This window comes from Microbacterium sp. P5_E9, assembly GCF_054049175.1.
The window spans coordinates 520,680-536,804 of record NZ_JBFUMV010000002.1 but is presented as its reverse complement, the minus strand read 5'-3'; the positions used below and the strand labels follow the sequence as shown (position 1 = coordinate 536,804).

Genomic DNA, 16,125 nt, shown 5'->3' with positions numbered 1-16,125 from the left:
GCCCTCCACCTCGCCTCAGCGGAAGTCCCTGGATTGGTGCTGCACCCCCACCCTGAGGTCTTCGAACCCGTCGGCGAGGAGGTTCGTGACGCCTTCGACCGAGCGCTCCAGCATCCCGCGCACGATCAGTGCTGGTGAATCCCGCACGACCCGGCGGTAGCGATTCCACACGCCGACGGAGCAGATGACGTTGACGAGACCGTGCTCGTCTTCGAGATTGAGGAACGTGACCCCGGATGCCGTGGCCGGCCGCTGCCGGTGGGTCACGAGTCCGGCGACTTCGACCCGCCTGCCGGTCTCATGGGCGCGCAGCTCGCTCGAGGTGAGAACCCCTCGCGCGTCGAGCCCGGACCGGTAGTGGGTCATGGGGTGGTCGTCGGTCGAGACCCCGGTCGCCCAGAGGTCGGCGGCCAGCCGCTCGTAGCTCGTCGGATCGGGGAACAGCGGCGGCTGCACGGCGACGAGCGAATCGGGAAGGTATCTGGCCCGGTCCTCGGCCGCGGAGCCGGCGAGCCAGATCGCCTCACGCCGGGTCAGTCCGAGGCACTCGAACGCCCCCGCGGTGGCGAGCGCCTCCAGCTGCGCCCCGGTCACGTCGGTGCGGCGCACCAGGTCGCGCAGGTCGCGATAGGCGCCACCGCGAGACCGCTCCGCCACGATGCGCTCGGCCACCGCAGCGCCGATGCCCTTCACCCCGCCAAGGCCCAGGCGCACCGCGAACCGGCCGTCGCGGCGATGATCGGCCGACTCGTCGGGGGCGTGCAGGTCGAACTGCCCGACGGGCGGCTGCACACGGTGGGTGCAGGCATCCATCCCCGTCGACGCACCCCCGGTCGCTGAGCGCTCTAACTGAGGAGATTCGCGGTTCTGAGGATGAACCAGCCCAGAGCCATCCCCGGTACTGCGAATCTCCTCGGTTGGGGAACCGCGCACCGGTGGTTCCTGAGTAGGCGGCGAAGCCGCCGTATCGAAGGGCTCGAGCACCGCCTCGACACCCGAGGCATGAAGGTCGGGCCGGAGCACCTCGACGCCGTGCCGGCGTGCATCGGCCACGAGCGTCGCGGGCGAGTAGAACCCCATCGGCTGGGCGCGCAGCAGCCCGGCGAGGAACGCGCCGGGGTAGTGCAGCTTGATCCAGGAGCTCGCGTAGACCAGCAGTGCGAACGACAGCGAGTGCGACTCCGCAAACCCGAAGTTCGCGAACGCCTGGATCTTCGCGTAGATGTCATCGGCCGCCTGACCGACGATGCCGTTCGTCGCCATGCCCTCGTAGAGTCGCTCGCGCAGCGACTCGATCCGCTCGACCCCGCGCTTGGAGCCCATCGCGCGGCGCAGCAGATCGGCATCCTCCGCGGAGCACTCCCCCACCGCCATGGCCATCTGCATGAGCTGCTCTTGGAAGACGGGGATGCCGAGGGTGCGCTCGAGCACGGGCTCGAGCTTGGGGTGGGCATAGGTGACCGGCTCGCGCCCGAGCTTGCGGCGGACGAACGGGTGCACCGCGCCACCCTGGATGGGCCCTGGCCGGATGAGGGCGATCTGCACGACGAGGTCGTAGAAGCGTCGCGGCTGCAGCCGCGGCAGCAGACCCATCTGCGCGCGCGACTCCACCTGGAACACGCCGATCGAGTCGGCGCGGCAGAGCATGTCGTAGACCGCCTTCTCCTCCTTGGGAATCGTGGCGAGCTCCCACTGCTCCCCCGTCGTGTCGCGGATCATGTCGAAGCAGTACTGCAGGGCAGCCAGCATCCCGAGCCCCAGCAGGTCGAACTTCACGAGCCCCATCCAGGCTGCGTCTTCTTTGTCCCACTGGATCACCGTCCGGTTGGGCATGCGCGCATGCTCGATCGGCACGACCTCTCCGACCGGCCGGTCGGTGAGCACCATGCCGCCGGAGTGGATGCCGAGATGCCGAGGCGCCTTCAGCAGCTCGGTCGCGTACTCCAGGACGAGCGGAGGGATGTCGTGATCCGCTGTGCTCTCGAGCATCGCGCCCCACTGCTCGACCTGCTTCGACCAGGCGTCCTGCTGACCGGGCGAGTGCCCGAGCGCCTTGGCCATGTCGCGCACGGCGTTCTTCGGGCGGTACTGGATGACATTCGCGACCTGCGCGGCACGCTCGCGCCCGTACTGCCCGTACACCCACTGGATGATCTCCTCACGCCGATCCGAGTCGAAGTCGACGTCGATGTCGGGCTCCTCATCGCGCAGCGAAGAGAGGAACCGCTCGAACGGCAGCTGGTACGCGATCGAGTCGACGGCAGTGATGTCGAGCAGGTAGCAGACGGCGCTGTTGGCTGCGGAGCCACGACCTTGGCACAGGATGCCGCGGCGCCGCGCCTCCTGCACGATCCCGTAGACGATCAGGAAGTAGCCGGGAAAGTCCTTCAGCTCGATGACGCCGAGCTCCTTCTCGATGCGCGCCCGATCGTCGGCGGTGAGGTCGGGGTACTTGCGCGGCACCGCCTCCCAGACGAGCTGCCGCAGATACGACATCGGCGTGTGTCCCGCCGGGACGTCCTGCTTGGGCAGTGCGGGCTTGGCCTTGCGCAGCGGGAAGGCGAGCTCGTCGGCGAGGGCGACGGTGCGGGCGACCGCGCCGGGGTAGCGGGCGAAGCGCTCGGTCATCTCGGACCCCGACCGCAGGTGCGCGCCGGCGTGGGCGGGAAGCCACCCGTCGAGCTCGTCGAGCCCCCGGTTCGCCCGCACCGCGGCGACCGCCGCCGCAAGGCGCTCGCGCTCCGGCACGGCGTAGTGCACGTTGTTGGTGGCGAGCACCGGCAGACCCCGCTCGGCGGCGAGTCGGGCGAGGAGGTCGTTCTCGCGCGAATCGAGCGGGCTGCCCTGGTCGATGAGCTCGACGTTGACGGCATCCCTTCCGAACAGCGCGACGAGCCGGTCGAGCTCGCGTTCGGCACCTGAGGCCCCTTCGGCGGCGAGGGCCAGACGCACCGCGCCCTTGCGGCACCCGGTCAGCACGGCCCAGTCGCCCGCCGCCTGCATGGCGAGTTCATCGAGGTCGTACACCGGCCGGCCCTTCTCGGCACCGTGGAGCTGAGCGTGGGTGAGGGCCGCGGCGAGCCGGTGATAGCCCGCTTCGCCGCGCGCGAGCACGAGCAGGTGACTGCCGACGGGGTCGGGCTCGCCGTTCTGCGGCTTCGTGAGCTCGAGCGAGAGCTCCGCGCCGAACACGGTCTTCAGGCTGAGCGTCTCAGCGGCCTCGGCGAACCGGACGATCCCGTAGAACCCGTCGTGGTCGGTGATCGCGAGGGCGTGCAGCCCAAGGCGCTCGGCCTCCTCGGCGAGATCCTCCGGCGAGGAGGCGCCGTCGAGGAACGAGAACGTCGAGTGCGCGTGCAGCTCGGCGTAGGGCACGCTCTCGGCCGGACGCTCGATCACCGGCGGCACATAGGGACCGCGCTTGCGTGACCACGCGGGACTGTCGCCGCCGTCGGCGCCGGCGGGCGGACCGCCCGGGCGCCGGCGGTCGCTCAGCAGCCGCTCCATCTCGGACCACGGCACGGAGGGATTGTCGAAGCCCATCTCAGGATCCTTCAGTCATAGCGGGCCTCGGCCGTCCACTCGCCGCGCTCCCAGACGAGCAGCCACGCCATTCCCTCGGCATCGACGACCTGGAACCGGTGCGCACGACGCGCCCGCGCGGCATCCCATCCCCGCTCGCTGATCGGCCACGGCCCCGCCCAGCGCTCGATCGCACGGCTGCGGCCGCCCTCGGCGAGCATGGCCGGCGATGCGGTCACCCGGCCTCGCGCATCGACTTCCACCGGGCCGCCGAACTCCGCGGTGACCTTGACTGGACGCGGCGGCGCGAACACCGCGGTCGGCAGCGGATCGGGCAGACTCCCCGGCCACGGGCTCGTTCTCGTCCTGGCCGGTGTGGCACGGTCTCCCCACGGCACGAGCACCTGCCGCTCGGCGAGCCATCGCCCTCCGCCGATGACCGGGGTCACGACGCCGCGATGACCGAGCATCGCCTGCACCCGGGACAGGGCGTGATGCACCCGCTCCTCCGGCCCCGAACCGAAGATGGCGGGGGCGTGATGGGATGCCGCATCCACCGCCTCCGGCGAGATCCGCACGAGCGCCACCCCGCTGCGCAGGCCCTCCGCATCCTCGCCAAGCTGCCATCGCACCCGGTCGACGATCGCAGCCGCGTCGAAGGACCCGGGGTGCAGCCAGACCCGCTCGCTGCGCTCACCGCGGTCGCCGACCAGCTCGACGCGCAGCTCGGTGCAGACCAGGTCGATCGCTCCGAGCCTCGTGAGGAACTCGTCGGCGGCCACCCGCATGCCGAACGCGACCTGATCGGCGATCTCGAGCGGCGGCTCGAACACCACCTCGCGATGCAGCTCGGGCGGTGGAGTGCGCGGCTGGATGGCCCGGGCATCGAGACCCGCGGCGAGGGCGTGCAGACGGATGCCGCGCTCCCCGAACCGCTCCCGCACCCGGTCGGGCTCGAGCGCGCTGAACTCCCCCAGGGTCTGCACTCCGAGCCGGGCGAGCAGGCCGGGCAGCTCGGTCGCCCCACCCTCGGCCGCCACCAGTGTCGCGATCGGCAGCGGGGCGAGAAAGGCCGCGGCCTCTCCGCTCGGGACGACGCAGACCTCGTCGGCTTCGGCCGCGGCGACCCTGGCCGCCTGCTCGGCCGTGAACGGCCCGTCGGCGATGCCGGCCCGCACCCCCACCAGCCCCTGCTCGCCCAGGGCGGCCAGCAGCACACGCGCCGCCTCCCGCTCGCCGCCGTAGTAGCGGGCAGGACCGCGCGCCCTCAGTGCGCACAGCCCTGGGCGCACGAGCTGCACGCCCGGTGCGCGCTCCTCGATGCACGCCACGACGGGCGCGAAGACGCGGTGATCGCGCACATGGTCGGCCGCGACCACCTTGAGCCGCGGGCAACGCGCCTGCGCATCCCGGCGGCGCTGGCCACGGCGCACCCCGTCGGCGCGTGCGGACGGCGAACAGGCGACGACCTCCCCGTGCTCCAGCACCGCGATCGCCTCAGCGGGATCGCCCGCCCCCTCTCGGGCGAGCGCCGTGACCGGCCAGTCCGGAAACCACAGCACGATGGTGCGCACCGGCACGGCACCCGGGGTATCGCGGGGAGTCTCAGCGCGGATGTCGGAGCGCACTCAACCCACCGCCTCCAGCAGCTCGCCCCGGGACTCCTCCTGGTGCCGCGGACCAGGCAGCGCCGGCTGCACCGACACGACCTTCCGCATCGGCGTCACGGCGGGCTCCCCGCGGGTCTCGGGCACAACCGAGACCTCTCCGCGGGCGCCGGGAAGCAGCATCCGCTGTCGCCGGGGCATCGGCCACCGCCTGCTCGACACCGTCACGGTCACGCTGCGATCGGCGAGGTAGCCGTGACCGCGACCCACGCCGGACCACTGCGGCTCGCCCACGTCGAGCGTCGCCTCGGCCAGCGGCCACGGCCCCTGCACGAGCAGCACCGTGCCGCGATCGCGCAGCCGCGCGCCCAGCCGCGCCATCTCGGCGTCGCCGGCGCGCGCCGGTGGGCGCACGGCCACCACTGGCAGCACCTCGGCGAGGGTCGCGGTCACGGCGAGCCACCGACTGCCGGCATCGGGGACCAGCACGAGTCGGGCGAGATCGACACCGATCGCCTCGGCCGCTTCGGCGCCGAGCTCCGGCATCCCGATCACACCGCACCAGGATCCGTCCTGCGAAGGCCGGGCGAGCAGCGCGAGCAGCAACGACATGGACCGCCCCAGCGTGTAGGCGGCGCCAGGCCTCAGCCCGCCACCGGGCAGCAGCGCTGCGAGCGCGGGATGCACGGGCAGCACCGGGGCGTCCAGCCGGAGCCCCTGCACCCGCTCGAGTTGCGCGCGCAGCTGCAGCACCTCGTCGCCCTGCTCCTGGCGCGCCTCGTTCCGCACGATCGCCCTCACCTCTACAGAATAGAACAGATGTTCTATTGCTTCAATGACTCGATCGAACTTATCTCCGGCCTCCGACATTCCCGCGCGTCGGCGTCGGAGGCGAGAAACCTCGACTCAGCGCGTGAGCGAGGCCGTCGTCGCGATCCGGGCGAAGCCGCCCGCCTGCAGCACGAGCGCCGTCGTCGCCATGATCTCCGCCGCCGAGCGCGTCACGGTGCCGAGGCCCGCGACATCCGCCGTCAGATCGAAGGTGCGGGTCGCATCGAGCACGACAGTCGTGTCGTAGCCGAGGTTGCCCGCCATCCGCGCCGTGGTCTCGACGCACATGTTGGTCTGGATGCCGCAGATCACGAGTTCGCCGATCCCCTGCTCCTGCAGCCAGGCGTGCAGGTCGGGGTCACCGTAGAAGGCCGAGTTGACGTTCTTCGTGACGAACAGCGCCGGCCGGGCCGCGGCGACGGGGTCGACCAGCGCATTGCCCGCCGCGGCGGGATGCAGCGGCGAGCCCGCGGAGCCGGAGTCATGCCGCACGACGACGATCGGCTCGCCGGATCGCTCCCAGGCGCCGATGAGCGCTGCGACGTTCGCCTCGCAGTCCGGGTTCGCCGTGTCGCCCCAGAAGTCCAGGTCGTCGAAGGCGCGCTGCATGTCGATCACGATGAGGGCTCGGGTCATGGGTCCATCCCATCACGCCGAGTCTTCCCGCGAACACGGCTGACCCGCTAACTTAAGGGCACCGTGGAACCGTCCACGCACATCCGCCGAAGGAGGCCGCCGTTGGACGGTGCCGCTCATCCGACCCTGCTCGAGTCGCTCTCGGCATGGGTGCTCATCGTGACGTTTGCGATCTCGCTGATCTACGAGCTGTGGAGGGCGACCGCTAAGGCCGGCACGACACGCTACGACTCCCTGCCGGAGTTCGCGAAGCTGTCGTGGCTCTACGTCGTCGCGGCGATCGTCATCGTCCTGCTGTTCGTCGGCGTGCCCTTCGCCGCGTGGGTCGGCCTGATCTTCTCGCTGGCCGTCATCGTCGTGTCGATCTTCTACTACAATCCCCAGATGATGCTCGAGCGCAAGCCCGGCATCATCGACTGGGTGGAGGACCTCGTCTACACGGGGCTGCTGTTCGTCGTCGCAGCCTTCCTGACGCTCGAGGTGTCAGGACTCACGCTCGCATAGACCCGGGGTCTACGCGGCGAGCTCGAGGTACGGCTCCCAGCGCGGGTCGGTGCGCTCGGTCCCCCGCACGGTCCACTGCGCACCATAGGGTGGCCGCGGGACGAGCCGCAGCTCCCAGCCCATCTCCTGGGGCGTGCGATCGCCCTTCACGTTGTTGCACCGCAGGCAGCATGCGACGAGGTTCTCCCACGAGTCCGCGCCACCGCGCGACCGCGGCAGGACGTGGTCGATCGTCGACGCCATCTTCGCGCAGTACGCGCAGCGGTGCGCATCGCGACGCAGCACTCCACGACGGGTGACCGGGATGTGCCGGCTCCCTGGAACGCGCACGTAGCGTCTCAGCAGGATGACCGCAGGGCGTTCATACGCCCCGCGCGCTCCCCACACCGGATCGCCGTCGATGTGTTCGACGACCGTGGCCTTCTCATTCATCACCAGCACGAGGGCCCGCTTGAACGACACGACAGCGAGCGGCTCATAGCCCGCATTGAGCACCAGAGTGCGCATTCCTCATCCTCTCGAACGGCCGGGACGGCTTCCCGGTGATTCGACCGACGATGTTCAAAGGCTCAGGGGCATGAAAAAAGGCGCTGTCTCACAGACAGCGCCTTGGCGCCACGGCAGTGCCGTGGCATCCGCTCACACGATGCCGAAGGACGAGCAGGCCAAGCGCATCCATGGTTCGGATGCGTGGCATGGCGCCCATCGACGACCCTCCGCTTTCTCTCAGCGTCGGTTTCAGGCTAACGCACGCCTTGCAGACACGGGCCGTTCGCGGAGGTGAACCCGCGAGGGCGTGTCGGAGAACGGATGCCTCGTCAGCCCGCGTTCGTCTGGAGCCAGGCCAGCGGGTCGACGTACGTTCCGTTGATCTTGACCTCGAAGTGCAGGTGGTTCGCCGTGGAGCTGCCGGTGCTGCCGACGGCTCCGATGAGCTGACCCGCGGAGACGGACTGCCCCGCCACGACCTGGCGGCTGCCGTACGTCATGTGACCGTACAGGGTCGAGACCTGCTGACCGCCGACGACCGAGTCGATCACGACGGCGACACCGTATCCGTTGTAGCCCTCGGACGAGACGCGCACGACGCCGGAGGCTGCGGCGAAGATCGGGGTGCCGGCGGGCGCCACCATGTCGAAGCCGTTGTGGTTCGGCCGGTTCGCCGGACGGAAGAGGTTGTATGACGCGTAGGTGAAGTTCGAGACCGGCCAGCGCACCTCGCCGGAACCGGGGGCCGTCATCGAGAGGTTCATCCGGAACACACCACGGGCCGGCGACGCCGCCGCGGCGGCCGCGGCGGCCTTGGCACGGGCGGCTGCGGCCTCCTCGGCCTTCTTCGTGGCGATCTCGTCGGGGGTGGTGGCCGAGTAGGAGCCGCGCTCGAGCTGCTCGGACGTGGCGTCCGAGGCGACCACGAGCGACTGCGCGTCGTCGGCGGCGACCTGCTCGAGCGTCACAGCGGCCTCAGCAGGCGAGCGCCACGCGCCGTAGGCGGGGAGGGCGACGGTGGCGATGAGCCCGCCGACCATGGCCAGGATGACCAGGCTGCGAAGCGGACGCACCTTCTCGCGGCGGGCCTTCGGAGCCGACGCGACGCGCGTGGCGCGTCCCACCATCGGACGGCGGATCAGCGTGCGGGGCGTGCGCGAGCGTCGAGTGAGACTCGTCTCGTCGTGCTGCGACGCATTGTCCGCAGGCGATTCGTTCTCTTCAGCCAAACTATCCTCCGGCGCCTCTGCGCCGGGGCGCTGGCTCGTCGGGCACTCGGTGTCGGGGCACATGTGCGGGTTTCACCACGCGGACGACGAGCCGGGGAGGCAATCCGTGCGGGGTCCGTCGGCGGGCTTCTCGCCTGGTGGACACTTCGAGGCTACCCGAAGGTCACGATTCTGTCACGCTGACGCCCTGGCAGAACCCTGGGCATCGGCCCTGCGCCCCGAGCGTCAGCCTCGTGCGTCGACCAGGAAGACGTGTGCGGCGACTTCGACCGGGAGCTCAAGGGCTTCGTCGACGCCGTCCATCTGCACGAGGACATAGCCCTCGCTGAACCGGAAATCACCGGTGCCGCCGGGAACCACGCCGGCGGACATGAACTGCTTCAGCAGCTCCGGGTCGACCTGGGCGGGCTCGGCGAGGCGCCTGACGGTCCCCTGAATAGGCCCACCGGTCTCGTTGAGGATCCGGACCAGTCCCACCACGCCCTGGTCGAACGTGTTCGCTGCGGCATCGCCGAGCTGGTCGAGCCCGGGGATCGGGTTGCCGTACGGGGATTCGGTGGGATGCCCCAGCAGCTCCACGAGGCGCAGCTCCACCTGCTCGCTCATCACGTGCTCCCAGCGGCAGGCCTCTTCGTGGACGTAGGCCCAGTCCAGCCCGATCACATCGGAGAGCAGCCGCTCGGCGAGCCGGTGCTTGCGCATGACGTCGACGGCCTTCTGGCGGCCGGAGCCGGTCAGCTCGAGCCTGCGGTCGTCCGAGACGACGACGAGTCCATCGCGCTCCATTCGTCCCACGGTCTGCGAGACCGTGGGGCCGGAGTGGCCGAGCCGCTCCGAGATGCGCGCACGCAGCGGGACGATGCCCTCCTCCTCCAGTTCGAGGATCGTACGCAGGTACATCTCGGTGGTGTCGATGAGATCTGTCATGAGTCCTAAGCCGGGGGTCGACGTGCTCCGCAAGCCTATCGGCTGGCCGCGCGCCGGCGGGCGTCACGGAGCGTCACCCGGCGCCGAACGGGCGAGGCGGGCCCGCCTAGAATCGGACCATGGCCCACGTGCTGCTGCCCCGCGAGATCCTGCCCTCCGACGGACGATTCGGGTGCGGCCCGTCGAAGGTCCGCCCCGCTCAGCTGGAGGCCCTCGCCGGCCCCGGCGCGGCACTGCTGGGCACCTCGCACCGCCAGGCGCCGGTCAAGGACCTGGTGGGACGCGTGCGGGCACGCCTGGACGACCTGTTCCGCCTCCCGAACGGGTACGAGATCATCCTCGGCAACGGCGGATCGACCGCCTTCTGGGATGCCGCCGCATTCGGCCTCATCCAGGAGCGGAGCCAGCACCTCGTCTTCGGCGAGTTCGGCGGCAAGTTCGCCGCCGCAGCGAAGGCCCCCTGGCTGCAGGCTCCGGACGTGCGCGAGGTCGCCGCGGGCGGCCGTACGACCGCTGAGCCGGTGGCGGGCGTGGACGTCTACGCCTGGCCGCACAACGAGACCTCCACCGGGGTCTCGGCGCCGATCACCCGCGTCGTCGGCGACCCCGGCGCGCTCACGGTCATCGATGCGACGAGCGCTGCCGGGGGCATCGACTTCTCCGTCGCCGAGGCCGACGTCTACTACTTCGCCCCGCAGAAGAACCTGGGCTCCGACGGCGGGCTCTGGTTCGCCGCCGTCTCTCCCGCGGCCATCGAGCGGATCGAGCGGATCGCCGCATCCGGGCGCTACATTCCGGAGTTCCTCAGTCTCAAGAACGCCGTCGACAACTCGCGGCTCAACCAGACGCTGAACACCCCCGCGCTGACCACCCTCATCCTGCTCGACGAGCAGCTCGACTGGATCGGCAGCAACGGCGGCCTGCAGTGGGCGGACGCCCGCACGCACGAGTCGTCGCAGGCGCTGTACGACTGGGCCGAGGCATCCGCGTTCGCGACGCCGTTCGTCGCCGACCCGGCCGACCGCTCCCCCGTCGTGGTGACCATCGACTTCGACGAGACGGTCGATGCGGCGGCGGTCGCCAAGAGCCTGCGCGCCAATGGGATCGTCGACACCGAGCCGTACCGCAAGCTCGGCCGCAACCAACTGCGGGTCGCGACCTTCGTGTCGATCGAGCCGGACGACGTGCGCCGGCTCATCGAATGCATCGACTACACGGTCGAGAACCTGTAGGCACCTGAGCTCGGCTCTTCGACAGGCTGCAGAGTCGCCTCGAGCGGTCGAAACCGCCCTTCGCGGCAGTTCGAGACGACCGCGCCAGGCGCTTTCGACAGCGCGAGCCACGTAGGCCCGGCCGGGCGTCGTGCACACCTACGCCGCACGCTGCCGGACCACGCGCGGCTCCGCGCCGTCGTTCTCGCGCCCGCGGGACTGATCCCGCTCAGCCCCTAGTAGGACCGGTCGGCTTCGTCCTCGTCGCCCTCTTCGTCGTCGGCTTCTTCGTCGTCGTCGGCTTCGTCGAATTCGAAGGCCTCGGACTCTTCGGCGTCTTCGAACTCACCGGCATCCGTCTGCTCGGCGAACTCGTCGATGTCGACGCCGTCGACGTCTCCGGCGTGCAGGATCGGGGATCCGTCGTTGTCGAAGTCGGCGGCGTCCAGGTCGTCGATGTCGTCGAGGTCGTCGCCGTCCTCGTCCTCGTCGCCTTCGATGCCCTCGACGGCCTCATCGGCGTGTGCGAGCTGCGCGGCCTGGTAATCGGCGAGGCGGACCGCCCACGGCACCCACTCGGGGGCGAGCAGGGCGCCGTCGCCGGGGAGGAGTTCGACCTCGAGGACCGTGGGGTCCTCGCCCTCGACGCGCGCGACGCTGACCGTCCAGAACCAGCCGGGGTAGCCCGCGAGTCGGTTCTCGAAGCGGAGCGAGACGACCCCGCCCTCTTCGAGGGTGTAGCCGGCGGGCGCGCCGACCGTCCATTCGGACGTGATCTCCAGCAGCGCTGCGCGGGCCTGGTCGTGCGCGGCGATGAGACGCTCGTCGGGCTCCGTGAACGGCCGTTCCTCGGGCGCCACGGCATCCCTCTCGCCGGACTCGTCGGGCTGGTGCTCGGCGGGCTCCACCACGGCGCTCTCATCGGGTTCGACGAGAGGCTCAGCGTTCCCCTGCTCAGGCGTCGAGGTCATCCGCGACCTTGCGCAGGACCGCAGCGACCTTCTTCGAATGTGCGCCGCTCGGGTACCGCCCGCGGCGGAGATCGCCGCCGATGTCGTCGAGGAGCTTCACGAGGTCTTCGAGGATGATCGCCATGTCGTCGGCGGGCTTGCGCGCGCGCTTGGCGAGGCTGACCGGCGCCTCGAGGACGCGCACCGAGAGGGCCTGGAGACCGCGCTTGCCGTCGGCGACGCCGAACTCGAGCCGGGTGCCCTGTTTGGGTGCCGGGGCTCCGGCGGGCAGGGCCGTGGCGTGCAGGAAGACGTCTTGGCCGTCATCACCCGTGATGAAGCCGAAGCCCTTCTCCTCGTCGTAGAACCTGACCTTGCCGGTGGGCATCGGAACCTCGCTTGAACTCGCAGGGGGGATTGCCCGGCACTGCGCGGGCATGACTCAACGGGGACCTCGGGATCCCGTTCCTCCAGACTACGCCACGAGCGCCACCCGGTAGGCTGATGCGGATGAGCACTCGAACCCCCGGCCCTGACCTCCCGGTGCGCCGGATCGACCGGGTCCTGGCCTTCATGGCACTGGGGCTCACGGTCGCCTCCATCGTCTGCTTCTTCGCGGTCATCCTCGCCCGTCCGGCCGGCGTCACCGACTTCACGCAGGGCATCTGGCCACTTGTCGTGGTCCTGCCGCTGATTGCACTGCCGATCGCCTTCGTGATGATCGTGACGCTGCTCATCATGAGCTTCGTCCGCCGTTCTCGCCTCAACAAGGGGGCGTAGGCCAACCCATGACCACCGACGAGCGCATGCTCGCGACGTGGCTCGCGGCCAGCGATGATGCGGGCCTCGCGCAGACCTTCGCGTTCCGCGGAGTTCCGGCTGCGGCCGCCTGGCACGATGCCTTCGACGCGGCGGCGGCGCTGCTGGACGCGGCATCCATCGATCGCGCACTCGTGCGCCTCCCCCGTCGCTCGCTCGCCGTGCTCGCACGCGGCGAGTCCGACCCCGATCTCGCGCGTCTCGCCCTGACCGATCTCGAAGGCACGCCGTACTCCGCCGTGGAGGCGCGGGTGCGCCATGCGCAGACCCGCAACCCCGACGCCTTCCTCGACGGCACTCCGCCGACGCAGCCGGCCCCCGCGGCCGACGCGCACGAGACGGCGGCTGCTGCCGAACGGGCGTTCACCGCGGCGAGCGCCCTCGCCGACCTCCTCCTCGCCGCTCGGCACGCGCCCCTCGCCCGTACCGGCGCCGGAGCCGTCAGCGCGGTAGACCGCAAGCGCCTGATGGATGCCGGGGCGGTGGACTCCGCGGACGAGCTCGACGATCTGGTGCATGCCGCCCGCGGCGCCGAACTGCTCGCCGCGGCCGAACGCGACTGGGTGGTCACCGAGACGGCCGATCGCTGGCTCGAGGAGGGCACGGCTCAGCGCTGGGCCCGCGTCGCCGAGGGTGTGCGCGAAGCGCTGCCGCGAGGTCTCCGCACCGCCGATGGCGGGTTCGCCCCCGCATCGGAGTGGCAGGCCGCCTATCCCCTCGATTCGGACTGGCCGGCCAGGGCCGCGCAGCTGCAGCGGATCGCCGTGCGCTGGGGCATCATCACCCCGAGCGGCGGCGAACCCCCCTGGGTTCGCACGCTGCGTCGTGGTGGAGAGGCGGATGCTGCGGCACTGTCGGACGTGCTGCCCCCCGAGATCGACCGGGTGTACCTCCAGGCCGACCTCTCGGCGATCGCGCCCGGTCCCCTTGCTCCTGCGCTCGACCTGCGGCTGCGTCGCATCGCGCAGCGCGAATCGCGGGCTCAGGCATCCACCTACCGCTTCTCCGCGGACTCGCTGGTCGCCGGAATGACCGGCGGCGAGACGGCCCAGTCCATCCGGGAGTTCCTCACGAGCCTCTCTCTGACCGGCATCCCGCAACCCCTCGACTACCTCATCGAAACGACGGCCGCACGGCACGGTCTGGTGCGGGTGCGCACCGACCCCGAATCCGGTCGCACCTATGTCGAGTCCGCCAACCCCGCGGTGCGGGATGCGATCGCGGTCGACCAGGGGCTGCGTCCGCTCGGCCTGGTGCGCGACGGCGATGCCCTCACGACTCGGGTGGGACGCGATGCGCTCTACTGGGCCCTCGCCGACGCCCGCTACCCGGTGATCGCGGTCGACGATCTGGGTGCGCCGCAGTCACCGCACCGACGGCCGGCACGCTCCGCGTCGGCGCAGGACGATCCGCCGCTCCAGGCCTACGCAGGGCTGATCGGCCGGCTCCGTGCGGCGCATGAGACTGATTCCGATGCGGCCTGGCTCGGGCGCGAGCTCGACCAGGCGGTGCGCGCTCGCGCAACCATCCAGGTGGCGGTGCGGCTCCCCGACGGCTCGGAGCGAGCCTTCATCCTGGAAGCCACCGGGCTGGGCGGCGGGCGCCTCCGCGGACGCGACAAGGGAGCGGACATCGAGCGGACCCTCCCGGTCTCGAGCATCGTGTCGGTGCGTCCCGCGTGACGGTGTGAGTCCGTCCCGCTGCCCGACGGGTCGGCGGTGACCCGTGCGGTCGAGGGCGCCCAGTAGACTGGGCCCTTATGGCTGACGGTCCCCTCATCGTGCAGAGCGACCGGACGGTGCTGCTCGAAGTAGCCCATCCGGACGCCGAGAGCGCGCGACATGAGCTCGCGATTTTCGCAGAGCTCGAGCGTGCCCCCGAGCACGTGCACACCTACCGGATCACCCGGCTCGGGCTGTGGAACGCCCGGGCGGCCGGGCATGACTCCGAGGACATGCTCGCCACCCTCGACCGCTGGACGCGCTTCCCTGTACCGCCGTCGGTGTCGATCGACATCCGCGAGACGGTCGGCCGATACGGTCGCCTCGTCATCGAGCGCGACGACGAGGGCCGGCTCGTGCTGCGCTCGACGGATGCCGCAGTCCTGGCCGAGGTGTCGAAGAACAAGCGCATCCAGCCCCTGCTGATCGGCCGGCCGAGCCCGGACGCGTTCCTCATCGACGCGTGGGCGCGCGGGCACATCAAGCAGGAGCTGCTGAAGATCGGGTGGCCGGCCGAGGATCTCGCCGGCTACACGCCGGGGACGCCGCATCCGATCGAGCTCGCCGAAGACGGCTGGACCCTCCGCCCTTACCAGCGGCAGGCCGTGGACATCTTCACCCAGGGCGGCTCGGGCGTCGTGGTGCTCCCCTGCGGGGCCGGAAAGACGCTCGTCGGAGCGGCCGCGATGGCCGACACGAAGACGACCACGCTCATCCTCGTGACCAACACCGTGAGCGCCCGGCAGTGGCGCGACGAGCTGCTGCGCCGCACCTCGCTCACCGCGGAGGAGATCGGCGAATACTCCGGCCAGGTCAAAGAGGTCAAGCCCGTCACCATCGCGACGTATCAGATCCTCACCGCCAAGCGGGCCGGCCAGTACGCGCACCTCGCGCTGCTCGACGCCCTCGACTGGGGTCTCATCGTCTATGACGAGGTGCATCTGCTGCCCGCGCCGGTGTTCAAACTCACCGCCGACCTCCAGGCGCGCCGCCGACTCGGCCTGACCGCGACCCTCGTGCGCGAGGACGGCCGCGAGGGCGACGTGTTCAGCCTGATCGGCCCCAAGCGGTTCGATGCGCCGTGGAAGGAGATCGAGGCCCAGGGCTTCATCTCGCCCGCCGCCTGCTACGAGGTGCGCGTTGATCTGCCCGCGGGCGACCGGCTGGAGTATGCCGCGGCCGCGGACGACGAGCGCTACCGCCTTGCCGCCACGGCGCAGGCGAAGATCGGGGTGGTCCGGCGCCTGGTCGCCCGCCACGCCGGCGAGCGGATCCTCGTCATCGGGCAGTATCTCGACCAGATCGACATCCTCGCCGAGGCCCTCGATGCCCCCAAGATCACCGGCGCGACCCCGATCGACGAGCGGGAGACGCTGTACCAGGCCTTCCGCGTCGGCGAGATCTCGCTGCTCGTGGTCTCGAAGGTGGCGAACTTCTCGATCGACCTGCCCGAGGCATCCGTCGCCATCCAGGTCTCCGGATCGTTCGGCTCCCGCCAGGAGGAGGCCCAGCGTCTCGGCCGGCTGCTGCGGCCGAAGGAGTCGGGCAACACGGCGAGCTTCTACACGCTGATCGCCCGTGACACCGTCGACCAGGACTTCGCGCAGAACCGCCAGCGCTTCCTCGCCGAGCAGGGCTACGCGTACACGATCCTCGACGCCGACGGCATCGCGGCGTGA

General features: G+C 70.7%; 14 protein-coding genes. 5 read left to right on the top strand and 9 right to left on the bottom strand.

Translation table 11 applies throughout. From position 1 onward, the window contains the following. Positions 1-15 precede the first annotated feature (15 nt). The 4 genes from ACXJ3V_RS05890 to ACXJ3V_RS05875 all read right to left on the bottom strand — a co-directional run bounded on the left by ACXJ3V_RS05890 (position 16) and on the right by ACXJ3V_RS05875 (position 6,596). Positions 16-3,543 carry an error-prone DNA polymerase gene (locus ACXJ3V_RS05890; protein WP_457099325.1) on the bottom strand — a complete coding sequence of 1,176 codons (3,528 nt, stop codon included), beginning with the start codon at positions 3,541-3,543 and terminating at the stop codon, positions 16-18. 11 nt (positions 3,544-3,554) lie between these two features. After that, positions 3,555-5,150 (bottom strand): DNA polymerase Y family protein, encoded by a 1,596-nt coding sequence (locus ACXJ3V_RS05885; protein ID WP_457099324.1) that lies wholly within the window; start codon positions 5,148-5,150, stop codon positions 3,555-3,557. Then, entirely contained in the window at positions 5,151-5,930 is a 780-nt protein-coding gene (locus ACXJ3V_RS05880) for a hypothetical protein (protein ID WP_457099323.1), read from the bottom strand. A 105-nt stretch (positions 5,931-6,035) separates the two neighbouring features. Next, on the bottom strand, positions 6,036-6,596 hold the full coding sequence (locus ACXJ3V_RS05875; RefSeq protein WP_457099322.1) for a cysteine hydrolase family protein: 561 nt from the start codon (positions 6,594-6,596) through the stop codon (positions 6,036-6,038). A 102-nt stretch (positions 6,597-6,698) separates the two neighbouring features. Between ACXJ3V_RS05875 and ACXJ3V_RS05870 the strand changes: the two genes are divergently transcribed. Beyond that, on the top strand, positions 6,699-7,100 hold the full coding sequence (locus ACXJ3V_RS05870) for a hypothetical protein (protein WP_457099321.1): 402 nt from the start codon (positions 6,699-6,701) through the stop codon (positions 7,098-7,100). Between the two features lie 9 nt (positions 7,101-7,109). Here the strand turns inward: ACXJ3V_RS05870 and ACXJ3V_RS05865 are convergent, their stop codons facing one another. From ACXJ3V_RS05865 to ACXJ3V_RS05855, 3 genes are all read right to left on the bottom strand, one after another. Beyond that, positions 7,110-7,607, bottom strand: coding sequence for an HNH endonuclease (locus ACXJ3V_RS05865; protein ID WP_457099320.1), 498 nt, complete (start codon positions 7,605-7,607; stop codon positions 7,110-7,112). 311 nt (positions 7,608-7,918) lie between these two features. Then, positions 7,919-8,818 carry a M23 family metallopeptidase gene (locus ACXJ3V_RS05860; protein WP_457099319.1) on the bottom strand — a complete coding sequence of 300 codons (900 nt, stop codon included), beginning with the start codon at positions 8,816-8,818 and terminating at the stop codon, positions 7,919-7,921. A gap of 225 nt (positions 8,819-9,043) precedes the next feature. Further along, entirely contained in the window at positions 9,044-9,745 is a 702-nt protein-coding gene (locus ACXJ3V_RS05855) for an iron dependent repressor, metal binding and dimerization domain protein (RefSeq protein ID WP_457099318.1), read from the bottom strand. Between the two features lie 119 nt (positions 9,746-9,864). Here ACXJ3V_RS05855 and serC point away from each other — a divergent pair, with 119 nt between their 5' ends. Beyond that, entirely contained in the window at positions 9,865-10,977 is a 1,113-nt protein-coding gene (serC, locus tag ACXJ3V_RS05850; protein WP_457099317.1) for a phosphoserine transaminase, read from the top strand. A 215-nt stretch (positions 10,978-11,192) separates the two neighbouring features. Here serC and ACXJ3V_RS05845 read toward each other — a convergent pair whose 3' ends face one another. Together ACXJ3V_RS05845 and ACXJ3V_RS05840 are read right to left on the bottom strand one after the other, a co-directional pair. Then, entirely contained in the window at positions 11,193-11,927 is a 735-nt protein-coding gene (locus ACXJ3V_RS05845) for a DUF3027 domain-containing protein (RefSeq protein WP_457099316.1), read from the bottom strand. After that, positions 11,911-12,294, bottom strand: a complete 384-nt coding sequence (locus tag ACXJ3V_RS05840; RefSeq protein ID WP_457099315.1) for a cold-shock protein — start codon at positions 12,292-12,294, stop codon at positions 11,911-11,913. Before ACXJ3V_RS05840 ends, ACXJ3V_RS05845 begins: the two co-directional genes overlap by 17 nt. A 122-nt stretch (positions 12,295-12,416) precedes the next feature. On the opposite strand from ACXJ3V_RS05840, the gene ACXJ3V_RS05835 reads away from it, so the two are divergent. The 3 genes from ACXJ3V_RS05835 (at position 12,417) to ACXJ3V_RS05825 (ending at position 16,125) form a co-directional block, all read left to right on the top strand. Beyond that, positions 12,417-12,686 carry a multidrug ABC transporter ATPase gene (locus ACXJ3V_RS05835; RefSeq protein WP_457099314.1) on the top strand — a complete coding sequence of 90 codons (270 nt, stop codon included), beginning with the start codon at positions 12,417-12,419 and terminating at the stop codon, positions 12,684-12,686. Between the two features lie 8 nt (positions 12,687-12,694). Further along, positions 12,695-14,407 carry a helicase-associated domain-containing protein gene (locus ACXJ3V_RS05830; protein WP_457099313.1) on the top strand — a complete coding sequence of 571 codons (1,713 nt, stop codon included), beginning with the start codon at positions 12,695-12,697 and terminating at the stop codon, positions 14,405-14,407. Between the two features lie 77 nt (positions 14,408-14,484). Further along, positions 14,485-16,125 (top strand): DNA repair helicase XPB, encoded by a 1,641-nt coding sequence (locus ACXJ3V_RS05825; RefSeq protein ID WP_457099312.1) that lies wholly within the window; start codon positions 14,485-14,487, stop codon positions 16,123-16,125.

What these genes read in the sequence shown, in the direction of transcription:
- ACXJ3V_RS05890 (WP_457099325.1), bottom strand. Translation starts at nt 3,543, where the DNA reads ATGGGCTTCGACAATCCCTCCGTGCCGTGGTCCGAGATGGAGCGGCTG.
- ACXJ3V_RS05875 (WP_457099322.1), bottom strand. Translation starts at nt 6,596, where the DNA reads ATGACCCGAGCCCTCATCGTGATCGACATGCAGCGCGCCTTCGACGAC.
- ACXJ3V_RS05865 (WP_457099320.1), bottom strand. Translation starts at nt 7,607, where the DNA reads ATGCGCACTCTGGTGCTCAATGCGGGCTATGAGCCGCTCGCTGTCGTG.
- ACXJ3V_RS05855 (WP_457099318.1), bottom strand. Translation starts at nt 9,745, where the DNA reads ATGACAGATCTCATCGACACCACCGAGATGTACCTGCGTACGATCCTC.
- serC (WP_457099317.1), top strand. Translation starts at nt 9,865, where the DNA reads ATGGCCCACGTGCTGCTGCCCCGCGAGATCCTGCCCTCCGACGGACGA.
- ACXJ3V_RS05845 (WP_457099316.1), bottom strand. Translation starts at nt 11,927, where the DNA reads ATGACCTCGACGCCTGAGCAGGGGAACGCTGAGCCTCTCGTCGAACCC.
- ACXJ3V_RS05840 (WP_457099315.1), bottom strand. Translation starts at nt 12,294, where the DNA reads ATGCCCACCGGCAAGGTCAGGTTCTACGACGAGGAGAAGGGCTTCGGC.
- ACXJ3V_RS05835 (WP_457099314.1), top strand. Translation starts at nt 12,417, where the DNA reads ATGAGCACTCGAACCCCCGGCCCTGACCTCCCGGTGCGCCGGATCGAC.
- ACXJ3V_RS05830 (WP_457099313.1), top strand. Translation starts at nt 12,695, where the DNA reads ATGACCACCGACGAGCGCATGCTCGCGACGTGGCTCGCGGCCAGCGAT.
- ACXJ3V_RS05825 (WP_457099312.1), top strand. Translation starts at nt 14,485, where the DNA reads ATGGCTGACGGTCCCCTCATCGTGCAGAGCGACCGGACGGTGCTGCTC.